Annotated in this window: 16 protein-coding genes; 9 read left to right on the top strand and 7 right to left on the bottom strand. The window is 67.9% G+C overall.

Annotation, left to right across the window (positions count from 1 at the left end):
• Positions 1 to 1,024: P1 family peptidase (locus tag G3N93_RS17465; protein WP_206133582.1), on the bottom strand; the 1,024-nt coding region annotated here is incomplete at its 3' end.
• 79 nt (positions 1,025 to 1,103) lie between these two features.
• Positions 1,104 to 2,510 carry an APC family permease gene (locus G3N93_RS17470; protein ID WP_174935397.1) on the bottom strand — a complete coding sequence of 469 codons (1,407 nt, stop codon included), beginning with the start codon at positions 2,508 to 2,510 and terminating at the stop codon, positions 1,104 to 1,106.
• A 132-nt stretch (positions 2,511 to 2,642) separates the two neighbouring features.
• Between G3N93_RS17470 and G3N93_RS17475 the strand changes: the two genes are divergently transcribed.
• Positions 2,643 to 3,443, top strand: coding sequence for a helix-turn-helix transcriptional regulator (locus tag G3N93_RS17475; protein ID WP_174935399.1), 801 nt, complete (start codon positions 2,643 to 2,645; stop codon positions 3,441 to 3,443).
• A 138-nt stretch (positions 3,444 to 3,581) separates the two neighbouring features.
• Positions 3,582 to 3,965 carry a hypothetical protein gene (locus G3N93_RS17480; protein WP_206133583.1) on the top strand — a complete coding sequence of 128 codons (384 nt, stop codon included), beginning with the start codon at positions 3,582 to 3,584 and terminating at the stop codon, positions 3,963 to 3,965.
• 83 nt (positions 3,966 to 4,048) lie between these two features.
• Here the strand turns inward: G3N93_RS17480 and G3N93_RS17485 are convergent, their stop codons facing one another.
• Both G3N93_RS17485 and G3N93_RS17490 read right to left on the bottom strand, forming a co-directional pair.
• Entirely contained in the window at positions 4,049 to 4,354 is a 306-nt protein-coding gene (locus tag G3N93_RS17485; RefSeq protein WP_011355290.1) for a hypothetical protein, read from the bottom strand.
• A 214-nt stretch (positions 4,355 to 4,568) separates the two neighbouring features.
• Complete coding sequence (locus tag G3N93_RS17490) at positions 4,569 to 5,990, bottom strand: cytochrome P450 (RefSeq protein ID WP_206133584.1); 1,422 nt, start codon at positions 5,988 to 5,990, stop codon at positions 4,569 to 4,571.
• Positions 5,991 to 6,077: 87 nt separating this feature from the next.
• On the opposite strand from G3N93_RS17490, the gene G3N93_RS17495 reads away from it, so the two are divergent.
• Together G3N93_RS17495 and G3N93_RS17500 are read left to right on the top strand one after the other, a co-directional pair.
• Positions 6,078 to 7,013, top strand: a complete 936-nt coding sequence (locus G3N93_RS17495; protein ID WP_174937937.1) for an AraC family transcriptional regulator — start codon at positions 6,078 to 6,080, stop codon at positions 7,011 to 7,013.
• 144 nt (positions 7,014 to 7,157) lie between these two features.
• Positions 7,158 to 7,991: a GntR family transcriptional regulator gene (locus G3N93_RS17500; protein ID WP_206133585.1), complete on the top strand. Its 834-nt coding sequence runs from the start codon at positions 7,158 to 7,160 to the stop codon at positions 7,989 to 7,991.
• 13 nt (positions 7,992 to 8,004) lie between these two features.
• Here the strand turns inward: G3N93_RS17500 and G3N93_RS17505 are convergent, their stop codons facing one another.
• Positions 8,005 to 9,249 carry a serine hydrolase gene (locus G3N93_RS17505; RefSeq protein WP_206133586.1) on the bottom strand — a complete coding sequence of 415 codons (1,245 nt, stop codon included), beginning with the start codon at positions 9,247 to 9,249 and terminating at the stop codon, positions 8,005 to 8,007.
• Between the two features lie 299 nt (positions 9,250 to 9,548).
• Between G3N93_RS17505 and G3N93_RS17510 the strand changes: the two genes are divergently transcribed.
• From G3N93_RS17510 to G3N93_RS17525, 4 genes are all read left to right on the top strand, one after another.
• Positions 9,549 to 10,433, top strand: a complete 885-nt coding sequence (locus tag G3N93_RS17510) for a LysR substrate-binding domain-containing protein (protein ID WP_174935419.1) — start codon at positions 9,549 to 9,551, stop codon at positions 10,431 to 10,433.
• Between the two features lie 182 nt (positions 10,434 to 10,615).
• Positions 10,616 to 11,548, top strand: a complete 933-nt coding sequence (locus G3N93_RS17515; RefSeq protein WP_206133587.1) for an AEC family transporter — start codon at positions 10,616 to 10,618, stop codon at positions 11,546 to 11,548.
• A gap of 129 nt (positions 11,549 to 11,677) precedes the next feature.
• A complete protein-coding gene (locus G3N93_RS17520; protein ID WP_206133588.1) occupies positions 11,678 to 12,613 on the top strand; it encodes a DMT family transporter in 936 nt (311 codons plus the stop codon).
• A gap of 297 nt (positions 12,614 to 12,910) precedes the next feature.
• Positions 12,911 to 13,285, top strand: coding sequence for a hypothetical protein (locus G3N93_RS17525; RefSeq protein WP_174935425.1), 375 nt, complete (start codon positions 12,911 to 12,913; stop codon positions 13,283 to 13,285).
• A gap of 150 nt (positions 13,286 to 13,435) precedes the next feature.
• On the opposite strand, the gene G3N93_RS17530 is transcribed toward G3N93_RS17525, so the two are convergent.
• On the bottom strand, positions 13,436 to 14,953 hold the full coding sequence (locus G3N93_RS17530) for a CoA-acylating methylmalonate-semialdehyde dehydrogenase (protein WP_206133589.1): 1,518 nt from the start codon (positions 14,951 to 14,953) through the stop codon (positions 13,436 to 13,438).
• A 50-nt stretch (positions 14,954 to 15,003) separates the two neighbouring features.
• The gene (locus G3N93_RS17535) at positions 15,004 to 16,359 is read right to left on the bottom strand and encodes an aspartate aminotransferase family protein (RefSeq protein WP_011355300.1); all 1,356 of its coding nucleotides are present in this window, start codon (positions 16,357 to 16,359) and stop codon (positions 15,004 to 15,006) included.
• 105 nt (positions 16,360 to 16,464) lie between these two features.
• On the opposite strand from G3N93_RS17535, the gene G3N93_RS17540 reads away from it, so the two are divergent.
• Positions 16,465 to 17,415 (top strand): LysR family transcriptional regulator, encoded by a 951-nt coding sequence (locus G3N93_RS17540; RefSeq protein ID WP_174935427.1) that lies wholly within the window; start codon positions 16,465 to 16,467, stop codon positions 17,413 to 17,415.
• Positions 17,416 to 17,714 lie beyond the last annotated feature (299 nt).

Consider the following 17,714-nt stretch of genomic DNA (forward strand, 5'->3'; position numbering starts at 1 on the left):
TCGACTCGACGTCGCCGCCCGCGACGAGCGCATTCACGATCGCTTCCTCCACCGCTTCCGCCGCCGCGACGAACAGCGCGGAAATATGGTCGTTGTTGACCATCTTCACGCCGGTGGTCGGCGCGCCCTTGCTTCCGTAGTTCGCCGCCGGCAGGCCGTCGTTGCCCGTTGCGAACGCAAGGAAGATGTCGCCGCTCGAATCCTCGGTGCCGCCGCCGACGCGCGCCAGCCCGACGCTCGCGCGCTGCGCAAGGCGCGTGCACTGGTGCGGCAGCAGCGGCGCGTCGGTCGCGATCGTCACCACGATCGAACCCATCCCGGCTTCGCCTTGCGCGTCCGGCGCACGGAACGGCGAAGGCACGTGGCGCAGCACTTCGCCGACCGGGTAGCCGGCCACGCGCAGCATTTCACGTACGCCGTAGTTCGCCTGCACGAGTGCGCCGACGGTCCAGCCGCCCGCATCGGCCGCCAGCACGCGCGACGCGGTGCCGATGCCGCCCTTGAACTCGTGGCAGATCATCCCCGTGCCGCCGCCCACACCGCCCTCGGCAACCGGCCCCGACTGCGCGGCGGCCAGCGCGCGCTGCACATGCGCGGCGCTCACGTGCTGCCCCCAGATGTCGTTCAGCAGCCCATCGTAGGTTTCCATCACGACCGGCATGCACCAGTACACGCGGCCAGCCGCCGCTTCGCGCTCGTTCGTGACGAGCGCATCGCGCACCGCACCGACGCTGTGCGTGTTCGTATAGGCGATCGGCGTGGTCAGCAGGCCGGCCTCGCGGATCCATTCAAGACCCGTCGCGTCGCCGTTGCCGTTCAGCACGTGCACCCCCGCGAAGCACGGCGAATCGTGCGCGGCGCCCGCGCGCGGCTCGATGACGGTGACGCCGGTACGAATCGATGCGTCGCCGTTCTCGACGTTCAGCGTGCAGTGTCCGACCCGCACGCCCGGAACGTCCGTAATCGCGTTGAAGCGGCCCGGTGTGCCGAGTCCGATGCGGATGCCCAGATCCCTCATGCGCATGATGCAATTCCTCCAGTCTTTCAATGGTTCGGTGTTTCTGTGCTTCAGTGTTTCGACATGACAAGCTTCGATCCGGCGCTCAGAGCGTACGGAAGGCTTCGCTGTGACGCGCCCAGACCACATACATCACGAGCGCGGCGACCAGCAGCCCGGCGATGATGATCAGGTCGGTCGGTTTGGTGGCCGTCGCGAGCGTCGTGTAGAGCGTATAGGCAGCGCCCGCCACCGCGACGAGCGGCGTCACGGGCCACAACGGCATCCGGTAATGATGCTCGACGTCACGGCGCACGAAGCGGCTCGCGAGCGCGGCCAGCCCGACGACCAGATAGATCAGCAGCAGCAGGTCGACCGTGAACGCGGTCAGCTCGTCGAGGCTCGACACGAACACGAGCCCCGCCGACGGCACCGCGAGCGCGATGGTGGCGAGCCACGGCGATTCGAAGCGCGGGTGGATCGTCGAGAATGCGCGGTTGCAGGTGCGCGACCAGAGCGCATGCCGGCCGCTGCTGTACAGCAGCCGGCCCATCGTGATCACGATCGCGATGATCGCGTTGAACACCGACAGGAAGATCCCGCCGCTGACCACGCGCGACACGGCCGGGTTGCTCAACGAACGCACGACATAGCCGATCGGGTCGGCGCTTTTCGTCAGCTCGGTCAGCGACGGCGCACCGAGCACGATTGCGGTGAGCGGAATCAGTTCGACGACGAGGATCACGAGCAGCGAGTAGATCACCGCCTTCGCGACATTGCGGTTGCCGCCGCGCAGGTCTTCCGCGAGATAGGCGGCCGAGCCGAAGCCGTTGTAGCAGAAGATCGCCGTACCGATCGCCGGAACGATCGCGGCCAGCGTCGCCGGCACGAGCGCGTTGCCGCTCGCGACGACCGGCGCGATCAGCGCGTCGGCGCCACGATGCGGCGAACCGAAGCCGAGGCCCGCGATCAGCATCAGCACACCGATCTCGACGACGAGAAACGCGCCCGTGATCCACGCGTTCGTCTTGATGTTCAGCATGCCGAGCAGGTAGCTGAGCAGCACGATCGTCAGCGCGACCGACTGGTTGCTGAAGTGCGTGCCGAGCGCGTTGTTCAGGTATGGCGCGGCGCCGCTCGCGAGCACGGCCGGGATGAACACGCTGACGGACAGCACCGTGACGAAGGTCAGGTAGCCGGGCAGCGGGCCGAACACGCGCTTGGCCATCACGTATTCGCCGCCCGCGCTGCGGTGCGCGGCGCTGAGCTCCGCGTAGCAGAGCGCAAACGCCAGCGCGAGCACGCCGCCGAGCAGGAACGACAGCACTGCACCGCTGCCGGCCTGCTGGATCGCAAACGGCGCGATCACGAAGATCGAGCTCGCGGGCGTCACCCCCGATACGGTGATCATCACTGCATCGCGCACGCTGAGCGTCTGCGACAGCGCGCGCGGCGCGTCTTCCGTTGCAGGCGCCGCTTGCAGCGTGCCCGTCGATTCCGACATCATCGCCATTTCGTTCTCCTGTGCTCCTTTGCCAACTTTTTTTGAACGCCCATACTCGGGCCCGATTGATTGCGTGGCAGTCTAGGAAGCCAATTTCAGGACCGCTATTCCCCCTTCGTGTTACGCCCTTCCGGTGGTGGTATGGATCGTCTCTTTTCCGAAATCGCGATGCACCAGGCGCTCGGCCGCGCAATCGATCATCTCGGCCAGCCTCGTTTCTGGCGGTTCCTGGTGCTGTTGCTCAATGAAATGGTGCCGTTCGACAACGCGCTTGCGACCGCGATCGGCCGCGACGGCGTGCCGCTCGTGCTCGACGAATACGACACGGGCGGCACCGATGCCGCGTCGCCCGTGCCGCTTTACCTGAACGGCGTGTATCTGCTCGACCCGTTCCTGCAGGCCGCGCACGACGGGCTCGCCGACGGCTGCTACCGGCTCGAGGAAGTCGCGCCCGACCTGTTCCGGCAGAGCGAATATTTTCTGAGCTACTTCCGCGATGCGGTCGGCGACGACGAGATCCAGATCCTCGTGCGGCCAAACGCCGACATGCTGCTGTCGCTGTCGCTCGGTGCGGGCACGCGGTTCGACGTCGAGCCGCTCGGCAAGCTGACGGCCGCGATGCCGTGGGTGCTCGCGGCGATCCGGCAGCACTGGCGGCTGGTGGGCGACGCGGCGCGCGTGACGCCCGACGCCGATCTCGGCGCGCGGGTCGAGCAGGCGCTTGCCCGCTTCGGCGCGGGCGTGCTGACCGATCGCGAGATGTCGATCGCGCGAATGGTGCTGCGCGGCAATTCGTCGAAGGCGATCGCCGAGCGGCTCGCGATCTCACCCGAAACGGTGAAGGTGCACCGGCGGCACCTGTACACGAAGCTCGGGATTTCGTCGCAGCCCGAGCTGTTTTCGCGCTTCATCCAGGCGCTGGGGGAAGACGCGGCGGGATGACCGCATCGATGCCGATGGATGGCAACCGGCGTGGAATCGGGCACACTCCGTGAAACGCCGCATGCCGTGGTCATCCGGCAACGCCGATGCGGATGCGCCGTCGACAACAGGATTGCCCGAAAACAGGAGCCCCGATTCATGTCGCTCATTCCGATCGTCGGACTTGGCTGGCTGTTTCTGTGCGCGATCAGCGCCGCATCGATCGTGCTCGTCCCGCCCGTGGTGCTGGTCGCCTGCCTGATGGGCAAGGACGTCTGGTCGCTCCTGACCCGCGGCCGGTTGCAGTGCGCGTTCCTGGCCTACCTGGGCTCCGCGCCGGTGCCGGCAGTCTTCACGTTCCTGCTGGAAGCCGGCGCCGCGGCCGGGAGTGCCGGTGGTGTGGCATCCGACAGCCTGCGCCAATGGAACGAACAGTTCTTTTTCGTGTTCGTCGCGGCGGCGGCACTGAGCGGCCTGCTGTTGCTGTTGCGGCCGAAAGACAGGCAAGCGGTGAACGCCGAACCGCCGCAGCCTGCGCGATAGCCGGCACGTGAACGGCCGTGTGCACCGAGCCGCCTGCCCGGTTCTCGAGCAGGGGCATCGTCATGCGCTGATTCCCGCTACGTCTACTTCCACTTCGCGCCGATCTGCGCGAGCCCGGCGTTCTTGAGATCGTCCGGCAACATCACCACGCGGAACTCGCAGTCCGCATTCAACATCAGGAACCACGGCTCCGCGAGCGCCGGGATCTGCGACGGATCATTCAGGTCGACGATCACGACCGCCCCGCGCCCGCCGTTCTGCTCCGTGAAATACACGGCCTCCGGCTTGACTGCTTCGAGTATTCGCGAGATCACGTCGCCCACGCTGCCATCGCGCACCAGCGTGTTGAACGGCTCGTGAGGGATTCGTATGTTGAGAAGCATGCGCATGACCATCCTCCTTGGGCTCCGCCCGGGCTGGGCCCTTCAAGCATAGGTGCTGCGCAATGCCGCGCCAGGGGCGCCGAAACCCGTGGCCCGCACGCATTCACATTCCGACGATTCGATGACGCCGCATCACGCGAGCGGCAATCGTTCGCGACACGCGAATCCGGCGGGAATGGCGTCGCGTTCGATGCGCCGTCGATTCAGCGCGCCGCCCGCATCACACGGTACCGGCGGGCGCGATGGCGAGATGCAGCGGCCGCTCCGGCCGCAGCGTCACGTTCAGCACCGGCCGCGGCGGCTTCATGCCGGGCGGCGCCGACAATTCGTAGCGCTGCAGGACCATCGCGGCGACGACCGTCATTTCCGTCATCGCCAGATGCTGCCCGAGACACACGCGCGGGCCCGTGCCGAACGGCATGTAGCTTCCGCGCGGCGCGGCCGGCGCGTCGTCCGCAAAACGCTCGGGACGGAACACATCGGGCTCCGCAAACCATCGCGCATCGCGCTGCATCAGTTGCAACGGCAGCATGAACAGCGTCCGCGCGGGAAACTGCCACGGCCCCAGCACGATCGGCCGGGACGCCCGGCGGCTGATCAGGATCGGCGCGGACGGATACAGGCGCAGCGTTTCGTCGAGCGTGTGCGTCAGGTAGCGCAACGACGATCGCGTCTCGGCGGACGGCGCGCGACCGCCCAGCACGCGCGCCACCTCGTCGCGCGCGGTGGCTTGCGCCGCCGGATTCGTTGCCATGCACCACGCCCACCAGGTCAGCGCTCCGGCCGTCGTCTCGTGGCCCGCGAGAAATGCGGTCATGCATTCGTCGTGCACGGCCTGCAGCGGCCATCGCCGTGCGTCGCCCTGATGCAGCCGCAACAGGCGCGACAGCAGATCGTCGGGCCACGCGTGCGTCGGCAGATCGAGACGCGCATGCAGTTGCCGATCGATCAGCCCGTTCAGCACGGCCATCGCCCGCGCCTTGCCACGCTTCCAGGGCACCCAGTCCGGCGTGCTTGCCGGCCAGTAGAAATCGGCGTTGGCCGTCGCGCTCACCGTGCGCACGGCCTCCTCGGCTGCACGCGCATCGTCGCCGATCGCGTCGGAGAACATCGTGCGCATGATCACGTCCATCGCCAGCGACGTCAGCGCGCTTTCGATCGGCCAGTCAGGATCGCGCGCGGGCCACTGCGCGAGCGCATGTCCGGCCGTCGCCGCGATCGAAGGTACGAACGCCTGCACCGGCTTCGGCATGAAATTCGGTTGCAACGCCTGCCGCTTGTCGCGCCACGCATCGCCTTCGGCGACCAGCACGCTATGGCCGTGGACCTGCGCGAACACCCGGATGGCTCGCTCCCAGCGCCCGAGCGCATCGTGATGCGTAACCAGGAGTTCGCGCACGAGCGCCGGGTCGGTCACGACCACCGCATGCTCGGGCCGCACGCGCAAGTGCACGACGTCGCCGTAGGTACGCTGCCAGCCGGCCAGCGTGCCGAGCAGGTCGCGCGACATCGCGCGCAACAGACCCCACCCCGTCAGGCCGGCAGGCGGCCCCGGCGGCCATACGCCGGGCGGGTGAAGCACGGGCGCCGAAGCCGCGGCGTCCGCATGAAATGGACATTGGGAAGTGGATTGCGTGTTCATGGAGCCGATTATCTGCACCGGTACGCATGCGGTCTTGAACGCAAACGACATCGACACGCATCTGGCCGATCCCTATACTCCGGCGTCATGTTCTCCGACCCGTCATCGATCTCGCCGTCGTGCCCCGATCCGCTGGCGCGCGCCCCCCGCGCGCTGAACGACGGGCGGTCGCCGCATGGGCGCCTGTACCCCGCGCCGGCTGCCCTGCAGGGTGCGGTGGTCGCGATCGTGTTGCACGACACGCGCGGGTTCGCGTTGAGCGACGCGCAGCGGCTCTCGCATTTTCCGGCCACGCCGCTCGTGTGCGTGTCGTGGTATCGGGATCTCGACGTGGGCTTCGTCGAACCCACGGCCGACGGGCCTCGATGGCGCCCCTTCGGCGCCGCGGCGACGCTGTCGGGCAGCCATTCGGCCCCCACCGTGGCCTGGGCGCCCACGGGCGGCCGGATCGGCATGATCTGCTTCACCGCCGATGCGGCGCGAGCGCTGTTCGGCATCGCGCTGGCGGAGATCCACGACCGTGTGCTCGACGCGCACGTGTGCCTCGGCCACGACTGGCACCCGCTGCTCGATGGCCTGCTCGGCGCGGACCGCGATGCCGACGTGCTGGCGGCCATCGAACGTCATCTCGCGCCGCGCTGGCGGGCGCTGCGGCCCGCGACGCCGCTGTCGTCGCTCCGCAACGCAGGACGCAGTTGGGTCGAACGCCTCGCGCTGCAGGCCCGTGAATGGCGGCACACCCACAGCCCGCGGCAGGTCGAACGGCGAATCAAGACCTACAGCGGCCGATCGCTGCGCGAATGGCAAACGCTCGTCAGGACGGAAAGTGCATTCTTCGCGGCGCGCGACCGGTTCGAAGCCGGCGCCGCGTTCAACTGGGCCACGCTGGCGCTGGACGAAGGGTTCGCCGACCAGGCGCACCTGAGCCGCGAGGTCAAGCGCATCACGGGATTCTCGCCGAGCGAATTCACGCAACGCTTCATCGAGGATGAATCGTTCTGGATGTACCGGCTGTGGGTATGACGCGGCGCGTGCGGCGCATTGCGCCGGTGCGCAGCGTCGCTTGCCGGCCCTGCCTGATGCGCGAGCGCGCATACATTCCAATAGTAGAATGTTAGGCATTGCGCCGAACCCCGCCGCCGCCCGCATCATTCCAGGAGCCCGTGATTGAACCCGTCGTCGTCGCCCCCCGAGCGCAAAGGGGTCGCCCTTTATGCGCGGATTGCCAGCCTGCTGCGCGGACGCATCCATCAGGGCGAATGGAAGCGCGGCGACCAGTTGCCGCCGATTCCCGAGCTGTGCGCGTTCTATCAGGCGGGCACGATCACCGTGCGCCAGGCGCTGGCCGAACTGAGCGCCGACGGGCTCGTGAGCAGCGCACGCGGCCGCGGCACGTTCGTCACGGCCGATGTCGTCTCGCCGGCGGATAACCCGGAGCTGCGCGCCGCGATCAACGACCCGCTGCAGCTCGCGCCCGGCCAGACGCTGCGCGTGCTGCTGCGTGAAGCCGTGACCGAATTGCCCGCCGCGTTGCAGACGGGCCAGCCAATGCGCGCCGCCTACATGCGGATCCGCACGCTTCATCTGCACGACGGCATGCCTTATGGCGTGATGGACAGCTACGTCGCACGCGAAACCTACGACCGGTTTCCGAAAGGCAGCGATGCACGGCACAAGGTCGGCTATCTCGTCCGTCAATACAACCGTCTTCCGCTCGCGAAGGCCCGCCAGGAAATCACGGCCGCCTATGCGGACCAGGAAACCGCCGACCTGCTCGCGTCGGACGGCGCCGACTGCAGCATGGCCGACATGCTGATTCGCATGCGCCGCTGGTGGACCGACGACGACGGCTGCATCGTCCACGCGGGGCTCTATCTCTACCGCGCCGACCGCTTCGTGCTCGATATCACGCACGATCTCGACGGCGACGATCGCAGTGCCGACCTGATCCCGTCGCCGCGCACGGGCCCCCGGAAGACCACGCGCAAGCCGGCGGCCTGACCCGCACACTGCATCACGCCGGCGCGCCGCCATCGTCGTCGCCCATCGCACCGTAGACCCAATGCCGCAGGTCGCGGCGGATCCGGTACGTCGTCGACGGCAGCAACTGCGTCATGAACACGACGATCAGGTCCTCGGCCGGATCGATCCAGAAGGCCGTGCTGGCGCCGCCGCCCCAGAAGTAATCGCCGACGCTGCCCGGCTGCATCGTCGCGGCCAGGTCCTGCGTCACCGCGAAGCCGAGCCCGAAACCGAGCCCCGGATACACGGCTTCGCTGAACGTGGAACGCGACATCCGGTCGAGCGTCTGGCCACCCGGCAGATGGTTGATCGTCATCAGCTCGACGGTCTTCGGGCTCAGGATCCGGTGCCCGTCGATCGCCCCGCGATTCAGCAGCATCCGGCAGAAGCGCAGGTAGTCGCCCGCCGTCGACACGAGCCCGCTGCCGCCCGACGCCAGCGCCGGCGGCCGGCGAAACGCGCTGGCGGCCGGGTCGTCCTGCAACACGAGGCCGCCATCGGCGCCCGGGCGATAACACGCGCACAGGCGCTCGGTCTGCTCGTCCGGCACGAAGAAACCGGTGTCGGGCATGCCGATCGGGTCGAACAGCGCATGCTTCAGGTAGTCGGCAAACGGCTGCCCCGAAATCTTCTCGACGAGATAGCCGAGCACATGCGTCGCGACCGAATAATTCCATTCGTCGCCCGGCGAGTAGTCGAGCGGCAGCCGGGCCAGATCCGCGATCATGCCGTCGAGACCGCCCGGGTTGCCCGGTTCGCCGAGCGCGAGTTCGCGGTATGCGGCATCGACGTTCGTACGGGCCTGGAAGAAATACGACAACCCGGCCGTATGGCGCAGCAGATCCACCATCAGCATCTCGCGCTGGACCGGCCGGGTCTGGAACCCGCCGAGACTCCGTGCGCCCGCCACGGCAACACCCAGATCCTTCCAGGCCGGAATCACGCTCGACACGGGATCGTCCAGCGCGACCAGCCCCTGCTCGACCAGCGTCATGAACGCGACGCTCGTGATCGGCTTGGTCATCGAATAGATGCGGAAAATCGCGTCCTCGCGCATCGGCTTCGCCCGCTCGACGTCCATCGACCCAACGACGTTCACGTGCGCCAGCTCGCCACGGCGATGAATCATCGTCACCGCGCCCGGCAAGCGCCCGGACGCCACGTACCGCTCGTTCAGCCGCGTGTCGAGCGCCTTCAGCCGCTGCGACGACAAACCCGGATGTGCCACCTTCGTCATGCCCCTGCTCCTCGTTCCACTTCGGTCTCGACACGCCGGCGCCCGCGCCACCACGCTGCGCTTCAGACAGCACGCTTGCCCGGCTTAAACATTCTAAAAATAGAACTATATCATTTTAAAGATTGCTCGAACCACCGCGACTCATCGGCGACACCCCGCCCCCCATCCAGGCCGGTTGCCCGATTCCAGACGCGCGGGCATGATGTCGCGAACCCTGGCAGCGGCCCTGCGAGCCGTTACCCGCAACGCGGCCGTCAATCGCGCCGGCCGGGGCCGCCTCTGCTCACCTCCGTCCGCTCATGTCATTACGCGCATTCAGAACGCTGGTCGCCATCGCCCGATACCGGACGTTCGCGCGCGCCGGCGAAGCCATCGGCCTCACGCAATCGGCGGTGAGCCTGCAGATCAAGACGCTCGAAAGCGAATACAACGTGCAGTTGTTCGATCGTTCGCGCCGGCAGCCGGTGCTCACCGAGGCCGGCAACATCCTGCTCGCACAGGCCGAGCAGGTGCTCGCGATGGTCGACCGGATTCCCGATGCGCTCAGCGACGAGAAGAAGCTGGTCGGCCGCCTGCGGATCGGCGCGATCCAGACCGCGCTGTCCGGCCCGCTGCCCGACGCGCTGCTCGCGCTGCGCGCGGCGCACCCGGGGCTGCGCGTGCACGTGTCGGCCGGGATGTCGGCCGAACTGGCGAACCGCGTCGCAGCCGGCGAACTCGATGCGGCGATCACGACGAGCCCCGTGCGCCCGCATCCGGCGGAACTGACGTGGACCACGCTGTACGAGGATCGCTTCTGGCTGCTCGCGCCGCCGGACCATGCTGAACGCGACGCGGTCACGCTGCTCGATTCGCTGCCGTTCATCCGCTTCGACGCGCAGGCATGGGCCGGCCGCATGATCGCCGCCGAGCTGCGCCGCATCGGCGTGCGCGTGCGCGAGGAGATGGTGCTGGACAGCGCGGAAACGATCGCGCGCATGGTCGCGAGAGGGCTCGGCGCGGCGATCGTCGCGCTCCCCGATTCGACGCTCGCGCGCCTGCCGCCCGTCACGCGCTTGCCGTTCGGCCAGCCGCAAATGGGGCGCGCGGTCGTCCTGCTCGAACACCAGTCGCGCCCGGCCGAACGTTTCGCCCGTGCGCTGGCCGCCGAAGTTACCGCCTCATCAATGAGAATTTCTCATTGAACACCCGATAATTAACAATTATTCCTGTTGCTTGCGCGTGTTAACTTGGCGGCATCGTCACTCTTTCGATTGCGTGTCGCCATGTTGCCCGCCGGATGGATTCCCGCCTCGTTCCGTCGCTTTGCGCGCCAGCCGCTCGAGTCGGCCCGCACCGCCCGCACGCCTCGCGTAAAGGCGCGCCGATGATCGGCCCGATCCTGCTCGCGCTGGCGCCGGTTGCGCTGCTGGTCGCGTTCGGTCACGGCCTGCGGCGCACGGGCTTCATCGCCGACGCGTTCTGGCCGCAGGCCGAGCGGTTGTGCTACTACGTGCTGCTGCCCGCGCTGTTCGCGGACGGCCTCGCGAACGCGCGGCTGCAATCGCTGCCCGTTTTACCGCTCGCGGCAGCGCTGGTCGGTTCGACCGCGCTCGCCGCGGCGCTTCTCCTGCTGGTCCGGCGGTTCGTGCGGGTCGACGGCGCCGGCTTCACGTCGGTGTTCCAGGGCGCCGTGCGCTTCAACAACTATGTCGGCACCGCACTCGCGGCCGGCCTGTTCGGCGCAAAAGGCATTGCGCTCGCGGCCGTGTGCGTCGCGGCGATCGTCCCGACCGTCAACCTGATGTGCGTGCTCGTGTTCGCGCGCTACGGCGACACACGGCTCGGCGCGGCGGCGCTCGCGCGCCAGATCCTGTCCAATCCGCTCGTCGTCGCGTGCGTGCTCGGGATCGCGATGCAGGCCGGCGGGGTTTCGTTCCCGGCGGCCGTCGAGCCGGCCGTGCGTGCGCTCGGCGTCGCGTCGATGCCGCTCGGTCTGCTGTGCGTGGGCGCGGCGCTGAAATTCGATGCGGCGCGTGCGTGGCTGCAACCGGTGTGCGTCGCGTCGGCGTTCAAGTTCATGGCGATGCCGCTCATCACGCTCGCCGCCGGCCGCCTGTTCGGGCTCGGCGATGCGGCGCTGACGGTCGCGCTGCTGTTCCAGGCGCTGCCGACGTCGTCGGCGTCCTACATCATGGCGCGCCAGCTCGGCGGCGACGCACCGCTGATGGCCGGCATCACCGCATTCCAGACGATCGCCGCGGCGCTCGCGATGCCCGTCGTGCTGACCGCGCTTGCGTCGGCACCGGTGTTTCGCTGACGACGCAGCGCCACCCCCGTTCCCCTGAATCCAGCCTGCCAGCCGGCCGGGCTTCGCACGATTCGGCATCGTCTGCCGCGCGCGGTCGCTCACGCGTTGTCGCAGGCGCTCACCGAGAAACCCCGTCAAATGAACGCTCCCGCCCCGCCCGCCGCCATCGTTGCCACCCGGCCGCCCGCGGCCATCTACGTGAAGCTCACGCTCGTCGCGCTGTTCTGGGGCGGCACGTTCATCGCGGGACGGATCCTGGCCGCGTCGATGCAGGCGACCGCCGCGGCCACCGGCCGCTTCGCGATCGCCGCGCTGCTGCTGGTCGTGCTGACGTGGAAGATCGAAGGCGGGCTGCCAAAGCTGAGCGGCCGCCAGATCGTGACGACCTTCGGGCTCGGCGCGACCGGCATCTTCCTGTACAACGTGTGCTTTTTCGCGGCGCTCGCGCGGATGCCGGCGGGACGCACCGCGCTGTTCGTCGCGCTGAACCCGGTCGCCACCGCCGTGCTGCTGTCGATCGTCGTGCGCGGGGAACGCCTGTCGCTGTCGCGCTGGGCCGGCATCGCCGTCGCGCTGTTCGGCGCGCTGGTCGTGATCAGCCGCGGCGAATTGCTGCGGGTGCTGACCGATCTCGGCACCACGTTCGGCGCAGGCGAACGCTACATGCTGTGCGCGGTGCTGAGCTGGGCCGCCTATACGGTGATCGGCCGGCGCGCGCTCGACGGGCTATCGCCGCTGGCGGCCACGACGTATGCGGCGCTGTGGGGCCTCGCGCTGCTGATCGTCGCGCACCTGTTCGGCTCGACCGCCGGCAGCGGCACGCCGCTGACGTGGCAGGCCATCGCGTCGATGCTCTACCTCGGCGCGATCGGCACGGTGGTCGCGTTCGTCTGGTATTCGCAGGGAATCCGCGAACTCGGGCCGGCCCGCGCGGCCGTATTCACCAACCTGGTGCCCGTGTTCGGCGTGCTGCTGTCGGTTGCGCTGCTCGGCGAGCCGTTGTCGCCGTCGATGCTGGCCGGCGGGGCGCTCGTGATCGCAGGCGTCGCGCTGACCAATCGCGCGCGGCGCTGACGCATTGGCGTGCGTATCGCACACCCAAGGGGACGGATGCCAGATCGCGGAGCCGAAGCATGACGGCGATCGCCGCGCCGTTGTGTCACGCCCACGCGCGGCCGATACGCCCCCGATGTTCTCGCAGCCCCGCCAAAAACCGCCTATCGTGAATGGAGCGCCCCGTTCGCCGCCATTCGACCCTGCGTCGCTCGCACCGGCGGCAGCGGCGCCGCGTTCCGGCACCATTCATCGCGATCCTGGCGCACGCTCGCCCGTGCACGATCGCGGCCGCCCACCGGATTACAGGAGGCCCTCATGAAAGCCGCGCTGCTCGTCAGCTCCGCCCTGCTCGCCATTGCATCCGCCTCGGCGTCGGCCCAAGGCTCGATCACGAAAGTCGAGAACGGTTCGCTCGTCGCCGCGAACGGGATGACCGTCTATACGTTCGACAAGGACAAGGCCAACGCCGGCACCAGCGCGTGCACGGGCCAGTGCGAGTCCTTCTGGCCGCCCTACAAGGCCAGCGCGACCGACGTTCCGGTCGGGCCCTACACGATCGTCAAGCGCGAAGACGGCAGCCCGCAATGGGCGTACAAGGGCAAGCCGCTGTACTTCTTCTCGAAGGACATGAAACAGGGCGACCGCAACGGCGACAACTTCAAGGACATGTGGCACGTGGTTGCGCCGTAAGCGTCATTCCGCCGTCTTCCGCGCGCGCCGCGCGGACGTGAAAAAGCCCGCGCGGATCGTCGATCCGGGCGGGCCTTGGTGCGATCACACCGGCCGCATTGGGTTGCCCGCCGTGAGGCGGGCAGGCAATGCTTGCAGCCGGGTGGCGCGTCAGCGGTTCGACGGGAAGCTGAACACCGTGCCTTCGCGCACGCCGGCCGACGGCCAGCGCTGCGTGATCGTCTTGCGCTTCGTGTAGAAGCGCACGGCATCCGGGCCGTACGCGTGCAGATCGCCGAACAGCGAACGCTTCCAGCCGCCGAACGAGTGGTATGCAACCGGCACCGGCAGCGGCACGTTGATGCCGACCATGCCGATCTGGATGTTGTCGCCGAAGTAGCGTGCGGCCTCGCCGTCGCGTGTGAACAGGCACGTGCCGTTGCCGTACTCGTGCGCATCGATCAGCGCCATCGCCTCGTCGAGCGACTTCAGCCGGATCACGCCGAGCACGGGCCCGAAGATCTCGTGCTGGTAGATCGGCATGCCGGGCTTCACGTTGTCGAACAGGCACGGGCCGAGGTAATAGCCGCCGTCGTGGCCGTCGACCTTCACGCTGCGGCCGTCGACGACGAGCGTCGCGCCCGCTTCCACACCGGCTTCGACGAATCCCGTCACCTTCTCGAAATGCTGCTGCGTGACGAGCGGCCCCATGTCGACGCCCGCGCCGTTGCCCGGGCCGACCTTCATCTTCTCGATCTCGGCCTTCAGGCCCGCGACGACCTTGTCGCCCGTCTCGTCGCCGATCGCGACGACCAGCGGAATCGCCATGCAGCGTTCGCCGCACGAACCGTATGCCGCGCCCATCAGCGCGTTCACTGCGTTGCCGATGTCGGCGTCCGGCATCACGACCGCGAAGTTCTTCGCACCGCCGAGCGCCTGCACGCGCTTGCCGTGCGCGCAGCCGGTCGAGTAGATGTATTCGGCGATCGGCGTCGAGCCGACGAAGCTCACGGCCTTCACGCGCGAGTCGGTCAGCAGCGTGTCAACCGCTTCCTTGTCGCCGTTCACGACGTTCAGCACGCCCGGCGGCAGGCCGGCTTCGAGCGCGAGCTCGGCCATGCGCAGCGTTGACGACGGCGTACGCTCCGACGGCTTCAGCACGAACGTGTTGCCGCACGCGACGGCCATCGGCCACATCCACAGCGGCACCATCACCGGGAAGTTGAACGGCGTGATGCCGGCCGCGACGCCGAGCGCCTGGAACTCGCTCCACGAATCGATCGCGGGGCCGACGTTCTTGCTGTACTCGCCCTTCAGCAGCTCGGGCACGTAGGTCGCGTATTCGACGTTCTCGATCCCGCGCTGCAGTTCGCCCATCGCATCGGCGAGCACCTTGCCGTGCTCGGCCGTGATCAGCGCGCACAGCTCGTCGGCGTGCTCCTCGAGCAGCGTCTTGAAGCGGCTCATCACGCGGGCGCGCTTCAACGGCGGCGTATTGCGCCAGGCCGGGAACGCGGCCTGCGCGGACGCGATCGCGGCTTCGACGGTCAGCTTGTCGGCGAGCGCGACGCTCTTGTGCGATTCGCCGGTGGCCGGGTCGAACACCGGCTGGACGCGGCTGCCGCCGTCGACGCGCTTGCCGTCGATCAGGTGGCCGACGGTGGAGGTTACGTTGCTGTCGTGTTTCATGTATCTGACTCTTTCGTGAATTCGGTTATCGCTCAGGGGCAAGCCGCGGCTCAGTCCACTTCGTTCAATGCGTCGGACAGCGCGTTGACCAGGTTGTCGATTTCGCGCTTCTCCGAGATGAACGGGGGCGCCAGCTGGATCGTGTCGCCGCCGTAGCGCACGTAGAAACCCTTCGCCCAGCAGCGCATCGCGATCTCGTACGGGCGCCGTGCCGGCTCGCCCGGCAGCGCCGCGATCGTCAGGCCGGCTGCCAGCCCGTAGTTGCGGATGTCCGTGATGTGGCGCTGGCCCTTCAGCCCGTGCACCGCGGCCTCGAAATGCGGCGCGAGATCGCGCACGCGGGCCACCGCGTCTTCCTTCACCAGCAGGTCGAGCGCCGCGACACCGGCCGCGCATGCGACCGGGTGCGCCGAATAGGTGTAGCCGTGCGGGAACTCGAGCATGTACTCGGGGCCGCCCGCGGCCATGAACGTGTCGTAGATTTCCTTCGTCGCGATCACGCCGCCGAGCGGCTGCACGCCGTTCGTCACCTGCTTCGCGAAATTCATGATGTCCGGCACCACGCCGAACGCGTCGGCGCCCGTCATTGCGCCGGCACGGCCGAAGCCCGTGATGACTTCGTCGAAAATCAGCAGGATGTCGTGCGCGGTACAGATGTCGCGCAGGCGCTTCAGATAGCCCTTCGGCGGCACGACCACGCCCGCCGAACCGGAGAACGGCTCGACGATCACGGCCGCGATGTTCGATGCGTCGTGCAGCGCGATCAGCTCGAGCAGGCGGTCGGCCAGCTCGGCACCGTGCTCGGGCATCCCGCGCGAGAACTTGTTCTCGGCGAGTTGCGTGTGCGGCAGGAAGTCGGCGTCGAGGCCCTGGCCGAACAGCTTGCGGTTCGGCCCGATCCCGCCGACCGAGATGCCGCCGAAGTTCACGCCGTGATAGCCCTTCTCGCGGCCGATCAGGCGCGTCTTCGTGCCCTTGCCCTTCGCGCGCCAGTAAGCGCGGGCCAGCTTCAGCGAGGTATCGGCCGCTTCCGAGCCCGAACCCGTGAAGAACACGTAGTCGAGGCCGGCCGGCGTCAGGTCCTTGATCTTGTTCGCGAGTTCAAACGATTTCGGATGGCCGAACTGGAACGCCGGCGCGTAGTCGAGCTGCGCGACCTGGCGGCTCACGGCTTCGACGATTTCCGTGCGGCCATGACCGAGGCCCGTGCACCAGAGACCCGACAGGCCATCGAAAATCTTGCGGCCTTCGCCATCCGTGTAATACGCGCCCTTGCCCGACACGATCATGCGCGGATCGGCCTTGAACTGGCGGTTGGCCGTGAACGGCATCCAGTGCGCGTCGAGCCACGCGGCGTCGGTGCGGAGGTTGGTTTCGTCCTGCTGGGCGGTGGTGATGTCGGTCATGTCGGTCGGCGCGTGGCGCCCCTCCTCCTTATGTTGATATTGCGCATTGTCGGGAGGCCAATTAGTCTTTTGAATATCGCAATATCAATGTTCACTTGCACATTTATGCAAGCAAAGAAACCGAAGAGTCGCGCGCTGCTCGGGCAGCTCAGCGACATGGATCTCCGCCTGCTGCGGGTCTTCAAGGGCGTCGTGCAGTGCGGCGGGATGGCGGCGGCCGAACTGGAACTGAATATCGGCATCTCGACGATCAGCCGGCACGTGAAGGATCTGGAAACGCGCCTCGGCCTCGTGCTGTGCCGGCGCGGCCGCGCGGGCTTCACGCTGACGCCCGAGGGCCAGACGGTGTACGAGGAAACGTTGCGGCTGCTCGCGTCGATGGAAGCATTTCGCAGCAGGATCGACGGCATTCACGACCGGATGGGCGGCGAACTGCACATTGCGGTATTCGACAAGACGGCCACCAACGCGAACGCGCGGCTCGGCGACGCGATCCGCCAGTTCGCCGACGAAGCCCCTGACGTCGCGCTGAACCTGCATGTCGCGTCGATCAACGAGGTCGAGCGCGGGATCATCGACGGCAGCTATCAGGTCGGGATCATTCCCGCGCACCGCAACTCGGGCAGCCTCGTGTATTCGGAGCTGTTCGACGAACGGATGCTGCTCTACTGCGGCCGCCAGCATCCGCTCTACGATGCGCCGCACGGCAAGCTCACGTGGACGACGATCGGCAACCATGCGTTCGCGGGCCTCGGTTTCCATTCGCCGAACATGGAGCTGAGCCACCGCGCGAAGCTCACACGCAGCGCGACCGCGTCGGACCAGGAGTCGATCGCGACGCTGATCCTGTCCGGCCGCTATCTCGGCTTCCTCCCCGACCATTACGCGGAAAGCTTCGAAAACAAGGGGCTGATGCAGCCGATCGCACCGCACCGGTTCAATTACCGGTGCCGGTTCGTGAGCCTGCTGCGGCGCTCGCCGCGGCCGTCGCGGGCCGCGCTGCTGTTCCAGACCTGCCTCGAAGCCGCGCATGCGGTGGCGCGGCCGGCGGCGTAACGACGGTCGTGGATGAGTCGCTGAGTCGCTGAGTCGCTGAGTCGCTGAGTCGCTGAGTCGCTGAGTCGCTGAGTCGCTGAGTCGCTGAGTCGCTGAGTCGCTGAGTCGCTGAGTCGCTGAGTCGCTGAGTCGCTGAGTCGCTGAGTAGCTGAGTCGCTGAGTAGCTGGGTAGCTGAGTGGCTGAGTAGCTGGGTGGCTGGGCGGCTGGGTGTCCGGGTGGGTGGCTGTGCGGATGGCGGGTGCGGGGGCTGCATGGCGGCGTGAGCGGGGGGCTGGGTGGCGGGTGGGGTCGCGGGGCC

Source organism: Burkholderia sp. Se-20378, assembly GCF_017104665.1.
In the GTDB taxonomy this organism is placed as follows: Bacteria; Pseudomonadota; Gammaproteobacteria; order Burkholderiales; family Burkholderiaceae; genus Burkholderia; species Burkholderia lata.